Source organism: Proteus sp. G2300 (assembly GCF_009915965.1).
In the GTDB taxonomy this organism is placed as follows: Bacteria; Pseudomonadota; Gammaproteobacteria; order Enterobacterales; family Enterobacteriaceae; genus Proteus; species Proteus vulgaris.
The window spans coordinates 50,803-67,368 of sequence record NZ_JAABNK010000005.1 but is presented as its reverse complement, the minus strand read 5'-3'; the positions used below and the strand labels follow the sequence as shown (position 1 = coordinate 67,368).

The window sequence follows — 16,566 nt, the reverse complement described above, 5'->3', positions numbered from 1 at the left end:
CTAAAATGCGAGTTTTTTGGGAAATAAAAAACTTGCTGCAACGTGGGGTCGCAAGATTATAGAGAAGTCAGAAAAAAAAATCGAGTCATAATTGAAAAACAATTGAATTCTTTTTCAATATTTCAGCGAAAAAAACAAATCTGGCACTTTTTTCTGATTTGACTGATAAATTCTTGCTACCTGAAGAGAAGAATTGTTCCTTTCCAGAGCGTTTGTAAGCTGCCTAATGTTCTTTATTTTCATAGAAAAAATATCAAGCAACTTAACCTGCGCCATCCTATCATAATGAAAGATGACTTTCTTCAAGAATTAAATATTAAGCGAGATGAGGTTGCACTAAATACGCTTCACTTTGCATTTCCTGCAAACGAGAGAGGCAACGCTGATATTCAAATCGTAAAAAATCACCTTGGTAAATTGCATTCATTTCCACATCAGCATTAATAATCAGTTTCACTTTACGTTCATAAAATTCATCAACTAAAGCTAAAAATCGGCGAGCAACATCTTCATTTAATGCATTCATTTGCGTCATTTCATGTAATAAAACGGTGTGATAATGCTGAGAAAGTTCGATGTAATCAAGCTGACTTCGCGCCTCCATACATAAAGTTGCGAAATTAACTGCCAATACACCGTTAGCGACTTTTCTGACCTTCATTGGCCGATGATTAATTGTTAAAATACAATCAGTTTGTGGTTCATTGGTTGCTAAATGCGAAAAAATCCTCTCCATCTCTTGGCGGTTTTTATCACTTAGTGGGAATAAAAAAAGATGTGCTTGCGTTAACGTTCTTAAGCGATAATCGATACCCGCATCAACATTTAAAATATCGCAATGATGTTTAATTTGTTCTATTGCGGGTAAAAAACGAGAACGCTGTAACCCGTTGCGATAAAGCTCATCAGGAGGAATATTCGATGTTGCTACCAGTGTGATGCCTCTAGCAAATAAGGCCTCCAGCAACGTGCCTAAGATCATGGCGTCGGTAATATCAGAAACAAAAAACTCATCAAAACAAAGCACATCCGTTTGTGCTTTAAAACCATCAGCAATAATTTCTAACGGATTTTCCTGTCCTTGTAAGCGTTTTAACTCATCTTGAACGCGTAGCATAAAGCGATGAAAATGGAGTCGTAGTTTTCGCTCTGTCGGTAAACTTTGATAAAACATATCCATCAGCCATGTTTTACCTCGCCCCACACCGCCCCACATATATAAACCACGTTCTGGTGCAGTAACCTGTTTTTTTGTACGAATTCGCCCGAATAATCGCTGTGCTAACGAATTTTTTTCTGGTGGGGTCTCTTTTAATAATGCATGGTATATCTGTTGAAGATGAAGAACCGTTTTTCGCTGAACATCATCAGGTTGATAATCACCTTGCATCAATGCGGCTTCATAAAGTGATAATGGCGTACTAACTGTCATGAATGCCCTCTTATCCTTAATTTTCTGACATACTGATTTGTGTCTGTCGAATGCCCCTATTATAAGCATTAAGAATTGTTTTAACATCAACGTAACACAGGAATTTCATATTAAGCTTAAGGATATTATTCCACCCATGCCTTTTAGCGGTTATGATGTTATAAGAATCCATCGTCCTCACTATTAGATGAAAAGGAGTTGCCATGGTTTGGGTTTATGCACTGATTGGATTAGTTGTAGGTCTTATTATCGGCGCACTCGCAATGCGTTACGGTAACAGTACCCTTCGCCAACAAGATGCTATCAAAGCAGAGTTAGATACAAAAAAAGAAGAATTGGACACTTATCGCAATGAGCTTGTCAGCCACTTTGCTAGAAGCGCTGAACTATTAGATAATATGGCGAGAGATTACCGTCAGCTTTACCAACATATGGCAAAAAGTTCTAATGAGCTTATGCCAGATATGCCCGCTCAAGATAACCCATTTAATTACCGATTAAGTGAATCTGAAGCAGCTAATGATCAATCCCCAATAAAAATGCCACCTCGTGATTACTCCGAAGGAGCATCCGGATTGTTCAGACCTACAGACAAAAAAGATAATTAATATTAAAACGCCACATTTCTTGTGGCGTTTCTCTTTCGATTAAACATCATAAAAAGGCGATTATTTGCTATGGTTTTAAAGATAGCTTTTGTCTTGTAAATCCATGTAAAAGGAAGCAAAGCACATCATGTCTTAATGAACTTTCCTTTGTCAGTACAGGTCTTAGTGACATCGCGCTCATTTTGGGCAATAAATTTTATTTTGATAACTGTATCAAGAGACTCTAATTCATGTTGACTAAAAAAAGAAAATTATTACTTAGTGCATTAGCAATGAGTGTCGGACTTTCACTCTCAACCATCCCAGCCACCAGCATGGCGGCATTACCGGCTGTAATGCCATCAGGAGAGCAACTCCCAAGCCTTGCACCTATGTTAGAAAAAGTGCTACCAGCCGTTGTCAGTGTGCATGTTTCAGGGACACGGGTACAAAACCAACAAGTGCCAGAAGAGTTTAAATTCTTCTTTGGCCCTAATTTTCCATCACAACAACAGAGCATTCGCCCTTTTGAAGGCCTAGGCTCAGGCGTCATTATTGATGCACAAAAAGGTTATGTCTTAACGAATAATCATGTTGTTGAGGGTGCAGATAAAATTCAACTGCAAATTAATGATGGTCGCGAATTTAACGCAAAATTAATTGGGAGCGATCCACAAACAGATATCGCCTTACTGCAAATTGAAAAACCGACCAATTTAACGGCGATCAAAATGGCAGACTCAGACCAATTGCGTGTTGGTGACTTTGCTGTTGCCGTCGGTAACCCATTCGGTTTAGGTCAAACAGCAACATCTGGTATTATTTCCGCCTTAGGCCGTAGTGGCTTAAACCTTGAAGGTTTAGAGAACTTTATTCAAACAGATGCTTCTATCAACCGAGGTAACTCTGGTGGTGCGTTAGTTAACTTAAATGGTGAATTAATCGGAATTAATACAGCCATTCTTGCACCTGGAGGCGGTAATATTGGTATTGGCTTTGCTATCCCTAGTAATATGGCTCGTGATCTTAGCCAACAGCTTATTTCTCATGGCGAAGTTAAACGTGGCATCTTAGGTATTCGCGGTACAGAAATGAATTCTGATTTAGCGAAATCCTTTAATATTGATGCACAACGTGGTGCTTTCGTTAGTGAAGTTTTACCTGACTCCTCCGCAGCAAAAGCAGGTATTAAACCCGGTGACGTTTTAATTTCTGTTGATGGAAAACGAATCAATAGCTTCGCTGAGTTAAGAGCTAAAGTCGGTACAACCCCTCCGGGTAAGGAAATCCTGATTGGCTTAATCCGTCAAGGTAAACCAATGGATGTTAAAGTGACATTAGAGAAACAATCTGCTGATGCAACACGCGCAGACAACTTTTCTCCTGCACTACAAGGTGCCACATTAAGTAATTACTTAAACAAAAAAGTGAAAGCAGTTTCCGTCGATTCGGTAGAAAAAGATTCAGCAGCGGCTGCATCTGGTTTACAGAAAGGCGACCTGATTATTGGTATCAATAACACCCCAATTGCATCATTAGGCGATTTACGTAAAGCCATTGATGCTAAACCTCCCGTTCTGGCATTAAACATTCAGCGTGGTAATGATGAAATTTATCTGCTGTTACGTAATACACCGCGTTAAGAAGTAAGCTTTTCACCTATCTAATTTATTGATTTCCTTAGCCCTATATTTTTGATTATAGGGCTTTTTTTTATGTGCATTTTCAATAAGAGCCATTGGCTTAAAAGAGGATTTTATGCGCTAAGCAATGCTTTCATAAGTTAAACTATGCTATTCTCATCTTCCTTACGCAAATAATCTCATGGTCAGACATAAATACAGGATTTTTATGTTAACTAAGTTACTGCGATCGACATTGATTGGCCTCTTAACAGCAGCAATTCTTTTGATTGCAGTCCCTTCGATTCGCCCTATTTTTATTGAACACCTACTCAATGGTGATTTTCTTAATGCTCCTTTTAGCTACAACACAGCAGTACGACGTGCAGCACCTGCGGTCGTCAATGTTTATAGCAGTACGATGGGAAGCTTTTCTCAAGAAGGCCGTGAACTGACCTCTTTAGGCGCAGGCGTTATCATGGATGGGCGAGGCTATATTCTGACAAATCAACATGTTATTAATAATGCTGATCAGATTATTGTCGCATTACAAAATGGTGATCTTTATGAAGGTTCACTAGTTGGCTCCGATCCTTTAACTGATCTGGCCGTATTAAAAATTGATGCTGATAAACTCCCAACAATCCCTATTAACAGTAAACGAATTTCTCATGTTGGTGATGTTGTACTCGCAATTGGTAATCCATTTAATATTGGACAAACAATTACCCAAGGGATAATTAGTGCAACAGGCCGAGTGGGGTTAAGCCCAACACGTTACCAAAACTTTCTACAAACAGACGCCTCAATTAATGAAGGCAACTCAGGTGGAGCACTTATTAATACAGAGGGCGAACTTGTGGGTATTAATACCATGACGTTTGACTCAGGAACCTACAATGGATATCGCCCAAGTGCTGAAGGCTTAGGCTTTGCTATTCCAACCGAATTGGCTGTAAAAATCATGAATAAACTTATTCGTGATGGTCGTGTTATTCGAGGTTTTATTGGTATAACAGCAAAAGAATTACCCAGAATTCGCTCATCAAATACAGACATTAAACAAATCCAAGGGCTACGTATTTTTCGGATTTCCCCCAATAGTCCAGCAGATAAAGCGGGTATAAAAACAGGTGATATTATTCTTAGCATCAACCATGCTCCCGCCACTTCTGCCATGGAAATGATGGACTATATTGCAGAAACCCGTCCCGGCACAGTATTACCTGTTACGTTATTACGTGAGGGTAATGAACTCAATGTTGATGTGACTATTTCTGAATATCAACCAGAATCGTAACTCACACATAATCTCCCTATAACCCGCTAATAGGGAGATTTCATATAAAACGTCGCACTTTGTAAGCAACTTTCTTGAAAGCTTTCTGTCTTACGATAATCATCTAACGTGCTGTGATTACAACCGCTATATTCTCCTTCTTTAGTACCATCATTTTGCCAACCACAAACTGGGCAGATCTCAAAAAATGCCTCATCTTTATCTTTAAAGACAAAATAATGACAAGCAACACAACTCACTTCGAGTGGAAGGTGACAACTGCGTTTCTCTATCAAAGTAATCTCCTATAGCAACAACAAATAAAGCGGCGTTTTATTCGCTTTTATTCGATTTGCTCGTGAGCAAATTATTTTCAACAGTATGCCAAATTTTTTCAGCTTTTCGTCCAATTAAAATCAGTGAAATAGCTAAAATAAAGAAGAAAATCGCACTGTGTAAGCTATCCCAGAAATATTCAAAAAAACGTGTATAAAGGTTAATACCAAGGAATGTCAGGCCAAAACCTCTTAACATGCCATCATCGGTTTTAAGACTGATATAGATACAAATAACGGAAACAACACCAAATAACAGTGCCCAAGGTAACAAATTCACACTTGAAGTACGATACCAAGTATCAGGATCGTAATTGCCGAAAATAGACATTATCCATAACGCAATAAAGAGATAAGTAAGTCCCATTATTTTTGTCATCGTAAACAAGCGACGATACACCAATACATTTTGCAGAAAATAGCATCCTGCTAGTAATACAGCACCAAAAAAGACAAAGCGGATAGGATAGTTCATCCCTAACCAATAAGCGCCCCATCCTGACATATACCCCGTTTCAGCGCCAAACCAATTCCCTAACACCAATAAGAAAAATAACCACACCAACGATGAACGGCTTATAAAACCAATCACACCATAAATCACACAACCTATTAAGAAAAGAGGTGCAATGTGGCCACTTCCTGTATCCAGTAATTCACCAAGTTGCCAAAGAAAAATAGCAGTAAACATCACACCTAAAAAAAGAATAAATTCAGTACTGTAATGCCATTGTGTTTCTTTACGTTGGCGCTTAAATCCCCAAAAATAGAGTACTGAAGCAATAAGCGCTGGCGATATGACTCTCATAATTTCAGAAATACTAAAAAGCTCAATAAGATAATAAACTAATGCACTATCACTAAAGACACTGCCAACAGCAATCATCAAGCACACAATTGCTATCCAAAACGCGTAACGGCTCACTCTTTTCCAATCAAATGGGATACATTGTAATGTACTTTCGAGCTGTCGATGTGCTTGTTCTGAAATCTCACCAGATTGTTGCCACTCATTCAATGCTTGGCGAATAAGACGCTCTTGTTTCCTTGTTACTTGCATACTTGTTCCTTTCTTTTAGCTCATAGGGATTTATCCAGCACAAGTTTATTTTTCTTACTGTATCTTGCTACGAAAGAAATACCTTATGAATCATCTGATTGCTACCATTAAAAATAATAAACACGTCACATTATAATGAAAGAAATAATAGATAATTATTATATTTCTCTTGTCTATCTTATAGGTTAATAGTCCTAAATAGTTATTTATTATCACATAGAGCACAAATCTAAACTCCCCAGAAGAAATTTTAGAAACCCTGTGATATGTATTATTTAAGAAAGTATAAAAGAGGCATTCAATGAAAATAGAATTAGCTAAAAGTCTTGAATTAAATAGAGATATCACAGCAGAAGAAGCCGATAAATTATTCTCAGAAAACAGAATAACATCAAAACATCTTTTTGAATGTACTGAACCTGATTGTCACGCCCAAGTAACATGTGCCAATCTTGATAAACCTAGTCGATTACGAAAAAGGATCCCTTATTTTAAATTTGTTTCTGAACACAGTGATGCCTGCAAAATAGGAATTAGTGAAGAAAGTGAATTTCGTAAAATAAAGAAAACACATGAAGATCCTGAAGCACTCCCTTTTATTCTAGATGATACTGTTGAACTTGATCTCTCATCTCCTTATAAAACTAAAATTCATGATATACCTGTCACAGAAGAAGAGAATAGTATAAAAAAACGCTTAAAAAGAAAGGATGTTGATGAAGAAAATATAAATAAAACACGCCATGCAAGAAAGCGTTTATCTGGACTAGTTAAGGCTTTCATTAATAAAGAAAATTTCTTTCTAAATACTGCTGAAGGAAAAATTCATTTAAGAGACTTCTTCATTCATGTTAATGATAAAAAAGATCTCAGTGAGTATGTCGATGAGCCTCGAGTGTACTTCGGTAAGGCATGGATTAAACGGATAGATAATTATTACCTTGTTCGTTTTAATAATGAAATGCGAGCAGGTAATTTAAAATGTAAGCCAACATTTTTTATTACTGAGAGACTTGTCGATAGTTCGGAATATAAGAGAACATCTCGACAAGAACTAGATAAGATCGCTTTTTCTAAACCAGCACAACCCCTCTACTTATTTATATTCAGTGAATTACCACCAGTAAAAATGAATAGTAGTGATTTTATTAATTTCAAGTTAGATGATTTAACTTACCTATATTACAAAAAATGGGGCAAGAAAAATGAATGAAATATATGAAATAGCCTATTCAGCAGTGACTAATCGACTATGTTTGTTTACAGGTACTGGATTTTCAAAGGCATTAACAAAAAATAAAGTACCTAGTTGGCAAGAATTACTTGAGAAAGTCTGTGATGAATTGAGTGGTTTAGAAAAGATAAAACAATCTTTATTCCCTGATAATGGTAAAAATCCATTAAGTTTAGAGGAAGCGGCTCAAGTTATTTATATTGAATATCAAAAAAGAGATAAAAATTTACATGAGAAAATTGCAGAAATTATAAAAGATATCAAATTATCTAAAAATAACGAACCTATAGAAGAATTCTTGGAAAATAATTCTCTGAGAATAATAACAACAAACTATGATAAATTGATTGAAAATATGCTTTCAATTGATCATTGCCAATCCCTTGCTCCTGGATTACCAATTCCAAAATCGTCTTCAAAAATAAAAATTTATCACGTACATGGTTCTATTGATTCACCGAGTAATATGGTTGTTACTTCTGATGATTATTTTAAATTTATAAACTACAACTCTTATTTTTCTAAAAAAATAAGCTCTATGATTTATGAAAATACAATTGTTATATTAGGCTATTCTCTTGGAGATACTAACCTAAAAGCAATTATTAATGAGTACAAAAATTTCTCACGAGAAAATGTTATTGGTTCTTCCATGTTTTTAGTATCTAGAAAGAAAATAGAACCCTACTTAAAAGAATACTATTTTCATTGCTATGGTATTAGAGTTATTGATGATTTAAATATTCATGATTTTTTTGAAAATTTAAATTCAAAAATAATAGAAGTAGAAAAAACTGTTGAAAGTTCAATAAAAAATATAAAGAAAGTATTACATGGAAATCATAGCTTCTCTGAGAAATTCTTAAGAGTAGAAAATAGTTTTTATGAAATAATAATATCATTAGCTGCCTTTGGTGCTAAAGTGACAGATAAAAAAACCATGAACATGATAGAGAAAATAATACAGGAAAAAATAAAACTAACGAGTGAAAATAGTGCTTGGGAACAATATGTTCATTTAGCAAATTGGCTAATCTATCTTGCAACTATCATTGAAATAAAAAGTACTCCATTAGAAGATATATATCTTAAAGCGGTATCTCATTCAATGGATCACATGGCTAAAGATTATTCCATAGGATATTCTTGGCATGCTTATCGTGCATGGGAAAATAAATGGCCGTCTCTTATTGTATCAAATAGAGTTATGATAAAAAATTATGTTCGTGAGAATATTAGTAATAACGATGCTGTTAATTTAGTTAAAAACCTATAATTAATTTAAACTAATAAAAAACCATAGCGCCCCAAAAGCACTATGGTTTAAAATAACTAAAAAGGGCTAACTAAAATAAATTAGTCATTAGCGCGCAAACGTTCTATTTTTGCCCCTAATCCTTGTAATTTAGCTTCTATATTTTCATAACCACGATCGATATGATAAATACGATCAACAATGGTTGTGCCTTCAGCGATACACCCAGCAAGGACTAAGCTTGCAGAAGCACGTAAATCCGTTGCCATCACTTGTGCACCCGACAGTTTTTCAACACCATGGCATAACACGGTGTTACTTTCGATTTCAGCATGAGCCCCCATACGAATTAACTCAGGAATGTGCATAAAACGGTTTTCAAAAATCGTTTCGGTTATCATTCCTGCGCCTTCAGCGACTAAGTTTAAAAGACTAAACTGCGCTTGCATATCAGTCGGGAACCCTGGATGTGGTGCTGTGCGCAAAGTTACCGCTTTAGGGCGTTGACCATGCATATCAAGACTGATCCAATCTTCGCCAACCTCAATATCTGCCCCTGCTTCACGTAATTTCGCCAGCACAGCATCTAATGTATCTGGCTTTGCATTACGACAAACAACGCGACCACGAGAAACAGCTGCGGCAACTAAGAAAGTCCCCGTTTCAATACGATCAGGTAGAATTTGATAAGTACCACCGCCGAGGCGCTCTACGCCTTCGATAGTAATACTATCTGTACCCGCACCACTGATTTTAGCGCCTAATGTATTGAGGAAGTTTGCGGTATCTTCAATTTCAGGCTCTCTTGCCGCGTTCTCAATAATGGTTTTACCTTCAGCTAACACTGCCGCTGTCATAATAGTGATGGTGGCACCCACGCTCACTTTATCCATAACAATATGCGCGCCTTTTAGTCGCCCATCAACGCGAGCTTTTACATAACCTTCATCAAGCGTGATTTCAGCACCTAATTGCTCTAAACCTGTAATATGAAGATCAACAGGGCGAGCGCCAATGGCACAACCGCCGGGTAAAGAAACCTGGCCTTGACCAAAACGTGCCACTAATGGGCCTAATGCCCAAATAGAAGCACGCATGGTTTTGACTAGCTCGTAAGGTGCGCAAAACTCATTGATATTACGAGCATCAACGAAAACAGAGCCATTACGTTCAACATGCGTTCCTAAGCGATTAAGTAATTTAATCGTCGTATCAATATCTTTTAACTTAGGAACATTGGTTAATTCTACTGGCTCTTCGGCAAGGATCGCAGCGAACAGGATTGGTAATGCAGCGTTTTTCGCGCCTGAAATAGTGACCTCACCTGATAAACAGGTTGGTCCTTGTACTCTAAATTTATCCATCTGTAGAACTCTCTTTTTATTTTGCTGTACGCTGTATACCTACTGAATCAAAGCCCGTTAAGTTTACGATCCCTCTTCCACTCTTCAGGTGTGTAGGCTTTAATAGACAAAGCGTGAATACGGTTATCTGCAATATATTCCATCAAAGGGGCATAAATGGTTTGTTGTTGTTTTACTCTGCTCATTCCCTCAAACATGGCGCCAACAACGACAACTTGAAAATGACTGCCATCACCGTTAACGATGACTTCATCTAAAGACAGGCTGTCCATTAATACTTGTTTGATTTCATTTGTATCCATAATTGCTCAATCTCAACGTTAAAAATAATAATCAGTCGTCTATCCTAATGGAATCCGCCCTACTCTTAAACCATCAAAAACCCCCTTAATGATAAAAGTATCACGAAGGGGGCTTTTTAATTACTTTTACTTAAAACCAGTCTTAGGCAATATTCATAATTTCATCAAGATCATAGAGAGTGATCAGCGTTTGAAAACGCTCACTCACCCCTTGAATAATAAATTGACGATGTTGTGCTTCCATCTCAGCTTTTAGGTGAACAAAAAGAGCCAATCCTGTTGAATCAATATGACTCAATGCCGAAATATCAATAATATTGATATCGGCTAATAATGCTTTACGTTGTTGCCAAGCAGGTAATAACGTTTCGCGATCTAACGTTCCTTGGAAAAAAAGGATATCGTCCTTTTTTTCCCAATTTAACGGGGATGACATCCTATTTTTTCTCATCCAGTGTGATTGGTGTTTTTGCACTGATTTCTAACTGTTTTGTTAAACCATCAACACCTTTAGAATTTAAAATATCTGACCACTCATTTTGTTTTGTCGTGATCATGCTAACGCCTTCTGCAATCATGTCATAAGCTTGCCATTCACCTGTTTTACTATTTTTACGCCATTGGAAGTCAAGGCGAACAGGTGGACGACCATTTTTATCAATAATGGTAACGCGAATGGTGAGGTTTGTTTTATCTGCGAACGGTTTTGCCGGTTCAATACGGTATTCTTGCCCTTCATACATTGCTAATGCTTGACCATACACTTGAGCAAGATACGCTTCAAATGCCGTAAAATACGCATCGCGTTGAGCAGGTGTTGCAGTACGGTAATGAGGGCCTAAGACTAATGCACCTGCATATTTAATTTGTACATAAGGCAACAATTCTTGTTGAACAATTTGACGTAAAACTTCAGGATTTTTACGAATTTCAGGCTGTTCATTTTTTAATTTAGTAAACGTTTTTTGTGCAGCATCTTCCATCAGTGTGTATGGATTGGTTTTATCTACAGCCATCGCAAAAGGTGTGATGACTAACAGTGCGACCATTAATAAGCGTTTAAACATACTTTCGCTTCTCCTCAATAGGGTTTTAATAATAGGATGAATTACCTAATTAAATATATGAATACATCCTATAAGAATTAATGATTAAGGTAATACTGGATGTTCTTCCGTAGGTTCAGATTCAGATTTTGCTGAACCATCACCATCCCCTGTTTTATAAAGGAATTGACCGATAAGATCCTCTAACACCATAGCTGAATTCGTGTTTGTGATCCTTCCGCCCTCTTTTAACAGCGTAGAACCTAACTCTTCATCATAGAATCCTAAATTCAATGCGAGGAACTGCTCGCCTAATAAGCCTGATGTACGGATAGACAAGGAACTGCTTTCTGGAATATGGTCATAAATTTTCAAAATATCGAGCGCAACTTCAGGACGATAATTTCCTTCCTCTTCTTCTTTTAAGGTAATAGAAGCAACGCGACCAATCACCACACCACCAATCTTAATCGGGGAACGCTCTTTTAATCCACCAATATTACCGAAACTAGCATAAATACGGTAAGTTGGTTGATTGCCCATTTCTTTAATATCTGCCACTTTCAGGCATAAGAAAATCACGGCAGCTAACGAAATCAGAACAAATAGACCAACCCAAACTTCAATTTTTTTACTTTGCATGACTTAGTTCCCAAACATCAGTGCTGTTAGCACAAAATCTAAACCCAATACGGCTAACGATGAATGAACAACAGTACGTGTTGTTGCTCTGCTAATCCCTTCTGATGTTGGGATTGCGTCATACCCGTTAAAGAGCGCTATCCAAGTGACGGTAATGGCAAAAACGACACTCTTAATAAAGCAATTCACTAAATCTAATCGCCATTCAACGGCACCTTGCATAGATGCCCAGAAAAAGCCTTCATCGATCCCTTTCCAATCCACACCAACAATGGCACCACCCCAAATACCGATGGCAACAAAAATAAGTGAAAGTAATGGCATACTAATTAAACCGGCCCAAAAACGGGGGGCAACTACGCGCCGTAAAGGATCGACTGCCATCATTTCTAAACTGGAAATTTGTTCTGTGGCTTTCATTAAACCGATTTCCGCTGTTAATGCAGAACCTGCTCTACCTGCAAATAATAATGCTGTTACCACAGGGCCCAATTCTCGTAACAATGAGAGAGCCACCATCATGCCAAGGCTCGCTTCAGCACTAAAGGTTGTTAAAACAAGATAACCTTGTAATCCCAACACCATGCCAATAAATAGACCAGACACCATGATAATTAATAAGGATTGAACGCCAACGTTATACAGTTGCTTCATCAAAAGAGGCCACTGTTTACGGAATTCTGGTTTGCCGACTAATGCTCGAAAGAGCATAATGCCTGCTCTACCGAATGTCGCAAAAATTGCTAACGATCTAGCGCCAATACGAGCTAATAAATTTACCACGTACTAATTTCCTCGTCCTAATAGGTCGTCCTGATAATCTCCCGCAGGAAAACGGAAAGGGACAGGACCATCAGCAATTCCATCTAAAAACTGCCTGACTTGCCTATCTGGGTTGTCCTGGAGTTCTTTTGCACTGCCTTGAGCAATTACTTTCTGTTCTGCAACAATATAGGCGTAATCAGCAATGCTTAGCACCTCAGGCACATCGTGGGAAACCACAACACACGTCACCCCCAAAGCATGATTTAACTCATCAATTAACTTAACAAGTACACCCATTGTGATAGGATCTTGCCCAACAAAAGGTTCATCAAACATGATTAATTCAGGATCAAGCGCAATCGCTCTCGCTAATGCAGCTCTTCGAGCCATACCGCCTGATAATTCAGAAGGCATTAAACTTGCTGCACCACGTAAACCGACTGCTTCGAGCTTCATCATCACTGTTGTACGTATAAGCGCTTCAGGTAAATTTGTATGCTCTCTTAGCGGAAAGGCCACATTTTCAAATACATTCATATCAGTGAAAAGAGCCCCTGATTGAAAAAGCATACTCATTTTCTTTCTTGCGTGATACAACGCAGAACGTGATAGCGCTGGGATATTATCGCCATCAAACCAAATTTCACCACTATCTGGAAGGATTTGTCCTCCCATCAGGCGTAACAAGGTTGTTTTACCAATCCCAGAAGGCCCCATAATTGCCGTCACTTTCCCTCTAGGTACAACAAGGTTAATCTCAGAAAAGATCTTCCTGTTACCACGAGTGAAGTTCATATTGCGCACTTCAATAAGATTGTCAGATTGTGCGTTCATGAATAAAACATCCTCAAGCCTGTCTGCATAAACAAATTTTTACGCTATTTTGGCAGGTCATTCGTTATGTTACAAAGAAATCACCACTATTTAGCAATTTATTGCACGGTTAATTTTACTTTTCGTGCTTGGCTAGTCAAAATACGGTGAATTAGCAAAACCTTTTGACAATATGTTTTTTTATCAGCCCTGTCTTATTGGTTTTTTCTTTCTTTACTTGCTCATTGTCGGAAAACTGATGGCATGTTGATTACTTTGTCTCTTTTAATTTTTGGATTGATGCTACTTGTTTATGCATCAGACCGGTTAGTCTATGGTGCGAGCGTTTTTGCGCAATCGTTAAAAATTCCACCCGCCGTTATCGGTATTTTAATTGTAGGCACTGGTACATCATTACCCGAGCTTTTTGTTTCTACTGATGCCTCTATCCATAATTTACCAGACATTGCTATTGGTACAGCAATTGGTTCTACGCTCACCAATCTTCTTCTTATCGCAGGCATTGGGGCGATGATATATCCCATGAACATACAATCTGCGGTACTGAAAAAAGAGCTTCCATTGATGATTATCGTCATCATGCTTGTGGGAATTATTTTATCACGTGGAAACCTCGGACTTAGAGAAGGTACGTTACTGTTTTTTATTGGTTTTGCATCTATTTTCCTCATGATAAAAACCATGCATGGAACACTCACGCAAGAGCGTCATATATTACCTTTAGAAACCTTAACCCGCTTTGAATTACAGACAAATCCTCGTAATTCCGTTGCTCTTTTTTGGGTTGTCATCGCTTTACTGATTATTCCAGTTGCCACTCAAATGATATTAGATAATGTCTTTATTCTAATGCAACAGTATCATCTTAGTGGCTTTTTTGTTGGCTTAACCTTGCTATCTATTGGAACAAGCCTACCAGAACTCGCTACAACCATTGTGGCTGCTCTAAGGCGTGAGAATGAATTAGCATTAGGAAATATTATAGGTGCTAATATTTTCAATCTAACCTTTGTGTTAGGTATGCCTGCATTACTCTCGCCAAGCACCTTTAATATCAACGCATTTTATTTTAGCTTTGCTGTTCTTGGTGTCGCGAGTTTACTGTTTTCTGTCTTTTCCTTAGGGCGAAAACAACGCCTTAATCGAGGAAAAGGGGTATTCTTATTAGTTTGCTTTATTGTTTATATTACGGTGTTGTGCGTTGCACATTCTCTCTTAACCTAAAATAAATGGTACAAAAAAATGACCGAGTTTGATTTTCAGCAAGCAGGTAAAAAAGTCCTTCATATTGAACGTGATGGGTTAGCTGAACTAGAACAATATATCAATGATGACTTCACTCTTGCCTGTGAAAAAATTTTTCACTGCCAAGGTCGAGTGATTGTGATGGGTATGGGTAAATCTGGCCATATTGGGCATAAAATTGCTGCGACTTTTGCCAGCACCGGCACACCTTCTTTTTTTGTTCATCCTGGTGAAGCTAGTCATGGCGATTTAGGCATGGTAACAGAAAAAGATATTGTTCTGGCGATTTCAAACTCCGGTGAAGCCAGTGAGATCCTCGCCCTTATTCCGGTTCTGAAACGCAAACAGATAACACTGATTTGTATGACACGCACTCCTCAAAGTACAATGGGGAAAGCGTCTGATATTCATCTTTGTATTAAAGTTCCCAAAGAAGCTTGCCCTCTAGGGCTTGCACCCACAACCAGTACAACAGCAACATTAGTGATGGGTGATGCACTGGCTATCGCACTTTTACGTGCTCGCGGTTTTACTGCAGAAGATTTTGCGCTTTCCCATCCAGGAGGTGCATTAGGTCGTAAATTACTCCTTCATGTGAGTGATCTAATGAACAGAGATACGGATATTCCTCGTGTCACTAAAGAGGCGACTTTACGTGAAGCACTTGTCGAGATTACCCGTAAAAAATTAGGTATGACGGTGATCTGCGATGATAGTATGTTGATTAACGGTATCTTCACTGACGGTGACTTACGACGCATATTTGATTTAGGAATTGACCTTAACAATGCCAAAATTTCGGATGTTATGACAAAAGGAGGCATTCGTATTCGTCCTGATTGTCTAGCCGTTGAAGCGCTAAATTTAATGCAAGCAAAACATATCACCTCACTGTTAGTCACAGAACAAGATAGTGATATCCTGTTAGGTGTTTTACATATGCATGATCTATTACAAGCCGGTGTTGTATAAGCTAGTCATAACGTTTGAAGGATAAAAATGAATATAATGATAGAAACTTGTTATGGTGCAGTAAGCGAACATGTCATCAAAAAAGCAGAAAAAATCCAATTGCTGATTTGTGACGTAGATGGTGTGATGTCAGACGGACTCATTTACATGGGCAATAATGGCGAAGAGCTAAAAGCCTTTAATGTGCGTGATGGATATGGCCTTCGTTGTTTGCTTACATCAGGCATTGAGGTTGCTATCATTACAGGCCGTCAGTCTAAACTGTTAGAAGATCGTGCTAAAACCCTTGGCATTACATATCTTTACCAAGGTCAGCATAATAAGCTTTTGGCGTATCAACAACTGTTAGATACACTAAACCTTAAACCTGAACAAACAGCCTATATTGGCGACGACCTGATTGATTTACCTGTAATGGAAAAAGTGGGACTTTCTGTCGCTGTGGCTGATGCGCATCCATTACTTACACCTCGTGCTAATTACGTCACTCGCATTGCGGGAGGGCGTGGCGCAGTACGAGAATTATGTGATTTAATCCTTTTAGCTCAAGGTCGGCTTGATGAAGCTAAAGGTCTTTCGATTTAACATATAA

Annotated in this window: 18 protein-coding genes; 8 read left to right on the top strand and 10 right to left on the bottom strand. The window is 38.0% G+C overall.

All coding sequences use genetic code 11. The features are described 5' to 3' along the window. Positions 1-316: 316 nt before the first annotated feature. Positions 317-1,432 (bottom strand): cell division protein ZapE, encoded by a 1,116-nt coding sequence (gene zapE, locus GWI97_RS02680; protein WP_036933051.1) that lies wholly within the window; start codon positions 1,430-1,432, stop codon positions 317-319. Between the two features lie 203 nt (positions 1,433-1,635). On the opposite strand from zapE, the gene zapG reads away from it, so the two are divergent. The 3 genes from zapG (at position 1,636) to degS (ending at position 4,941) form a co-directional block, all read left to right on the top strand. Next, on the top strand, positions 1,636-2,040 hold the full coding sequence (zapG, locus tag GWI97_RS02675; RefSeq protein WP_036933053.1) for a Z-ring associated protein ZapG: 405 nt from the start codon (positions 1,636-1,638) through the stop codon (positions 2,038-2,040). Between the two features lie 230 nt (positions 2,041-2,270). Next, positions 2,271-3,662: a serine endoprotease DegQ gene (gene degQ / locus GWI97_RS02670; protein WP_036933055.1), complete on the top strand. Its 1,392-nt coding sequence runs from the start codon at positions 2,271-2,273 to the stop codon at positions 3,660-3,662. A 208-nt stretch (positions 3,663-3,870) separates the two neighbouring features. Further along, complete coding sequence (degS, locus tag GWI97_RS02665) at positions 3,871-4,941, top strand: outer membrane-stress sensor serine endopeptidase DegS (RefSeq protein ID WP_036933056.1); 1,071 nt, start codon at positions 3,871-3,873, stop codon at positions 4,939-4,941. Positions 4,942-4,967: 26 nt separating this feature from the next. Here degS and GWI97_RS02660 read toward each other — a convergent pair whose 3' ends face one another. Further along, positions 4,968-5,216 (bottom strand): CPCC family cysteine-rich protein, encoded by a 249-nt coding sequence (locus GWI97_RS02660; RefSeq protein WP_036933057.1) that lies wholly within the window; start codon positions 5,214-5,216, stop codon positions 4,968-4,970. A gap of 37 nt (positions 5,217-5,253) precedes the next feature. Next, complete coding sequence (locus GWI97_RS02655) at positions 5,254-6,315, bottom strand: DUF2157 domain-containing protein (RefSeq protein WP_161751829.1); 1,062 nt, start codon at positions 6,313-6,315, stop codon at positions 5,254-5,256. Positions 6,316-6,616: 301 nt separating this feature from the next. On the opposite strand from GWI97_RS02655, the gene GWI97_RS02650 reads away from it, so the two are divergent. Together GWI97_RS02650 and GWI97_RS02645 are read left to right on the top strand one after the other, a co-directional pair. Then, positions 6,617-7,528, top strand: a complete 912-nt coding sequence (locus tag GWI97_RS02650; RefSeq protein WP_036933060.1) for a hypothetical protein — start codon at positions 6,617-6,619, stop codon at positions 7,526-7,528. Continuing rightward, complete coding sequence (locus tag GWI97_RS02645) at positions 7,521-8,825, top strand: SIR2 family protein (protein ID WP_036933062.1); 1,305 nt, start codon at positions 7,521-7,523, stop codon at positions 8,823-8,825. The genes GWI97_RS02650 and GWI97_RS02645 overlap by 8 nt, the downstream gene beginning before the upstream one ends. A gap of 80 nt (positions 8,826-8,905) precedes the next feature. Here the strand turns inward: GWI97_RS02645 and murA are convergent, their stop codons facing one another. The 7 genes from murA to mlaF all read right to left on the bottom strand — a co-directional run bounded on the left by murA (position 8,906) and on the right by mlaF (position 13,757). Beyond that, complete coding sequence (gene murA, locus GWI97_RS02640; RefSeq protein WP_036933063.1) at positions 8,906-10,168, bottom strand: UDP-N-acetylglucosamine 1-carboxyvinyltransferase; 1,263 nt, start codon at positions 10,166-10,168, stop codon at positions 8,906-8,908. A gap of 47 nt (positions 10,169-10,215) precedes the next feature. Further along, positions 10,216-10,470: a BolA family iron metabolism protein IbaG gene (gene ibaG, locus GWI97_RS02635; RefSeq protein WP_006535338.1), complete on the bottom strand. Its 255-nt coding sequence runs from the start codon at positions 10,468-10,470 to the stop codon at positions 10,216-10,218. A 142-nt stretch (positions 10,471-10,612) separates the two neighbouring features. Next, entirely contained in the window at positions 10,613-10,906 is a 294-nt protein-coding gene (gene mlaB, locus GWI97_RS02630) for a lipid asymmetry maintenance protein MlaB (RefSeq protein ID WP_036933064.1), read from the bottom strand. Position 10,907: 1 nt separating this feature from the next. After that, positions 10,908-11,537: a phospholipid-binding protein MlaC gene (mlaC, locus tag GWI97_RS02625; protein ID WP_036933065.1), complete on the bottom strand. Its 630-nt coding sequence runs from the start codon at positions 11,535-11,537 to the stop codon at positions 10,908-10,910. Positions 11,538-11,621: 84 nt separating this feature from the next. Next, entirely contained in the window at positions 11,622-12,158 is a 537-nt protein-coding gene (mlaD, locus tag GWI97_RS02620; protein ID WP_036933066.1) for an outer membrane lipid asymmetry maintenance protein MlaD, read from the bottom strand. A gap of 3 nt (positions 12,159-12,161) precedes the next feature. Then, positions 12,162-12,941 carry a lipid asymmetry maintenance ABC transporter permease subunit MlaE gene (mlaE, locus tag GWI97_RS02615; protein ID WP_036933068.1) on the bottom strand — a complete coding sequence of 260 codons (780 nt, stop codon included), beginning with the start codon at positions 12,939-12,941 and terminating at the stop codon, positions 12,162-12,164. A 3-nt stretch (positions 12,942-12,944) separates the two neighbouring features. Next, positions 12,945-13,757 carry a phospholipid ABC transporter ATP-binding protein MlaF gene (gene mlaF, locus GWI97_RS02610; protein WP_036933070.1) on the bottom strand — a complete coding sequence of 271 codons (813 nt, stop codon included), beginning with the start codon at positions 13,755-13,757 and terminating at the stop codon, positions 12,945-12,947. Positions 13,758-14,000: 243 nt separating this feature from the next. Between mlaF and GWI97_RS02605 the strand changes: the two genes are divergently transcribed. Genes GWI97_RS02605 through kdsC form a run of 3 tightly spaced genes read left to right on the top strand, consistent with a single transcriptional unit; the run spans position 14,001 to position 16,559 of the window. Next, positions 14,001-14,981, top strand: coding sequence for a calcium/sodium antiporter (locus tag GWI97_RS02605; protein ID WP_036933072.1), 981 nt, complete (start codon positions 14,001-14,003; stop codon positions 14,979-14,981). An 18-nt stretch (positions 14,982-14,999) separates the two neighbouring features. After that, positions 15,000-15,974, top strand: coding sequence for an arabinose-5-phosphate isomerase KdsD (kdsD, locus tag GWI97_RS02600; protein WP_036933073.1), 975 nt, complete (start codon positions 15,000-15,002; stop codon positions 15,972-15,974). 27 nt (positions 15,975-16,001) lie between these two features. After that, entirely contained in the window at positions 16,002-16,559 is a 558-nt protein-coding gene (kdsC, locus tag GWI97_RS02595; RefSeq protein WP_036933074.1) for a 3-deoxy-manno-octulosonate-8-phosphatase KdsC, read from the top strand. Positions 16,560-16,566 lie beyond the last annotated feature (7 nt).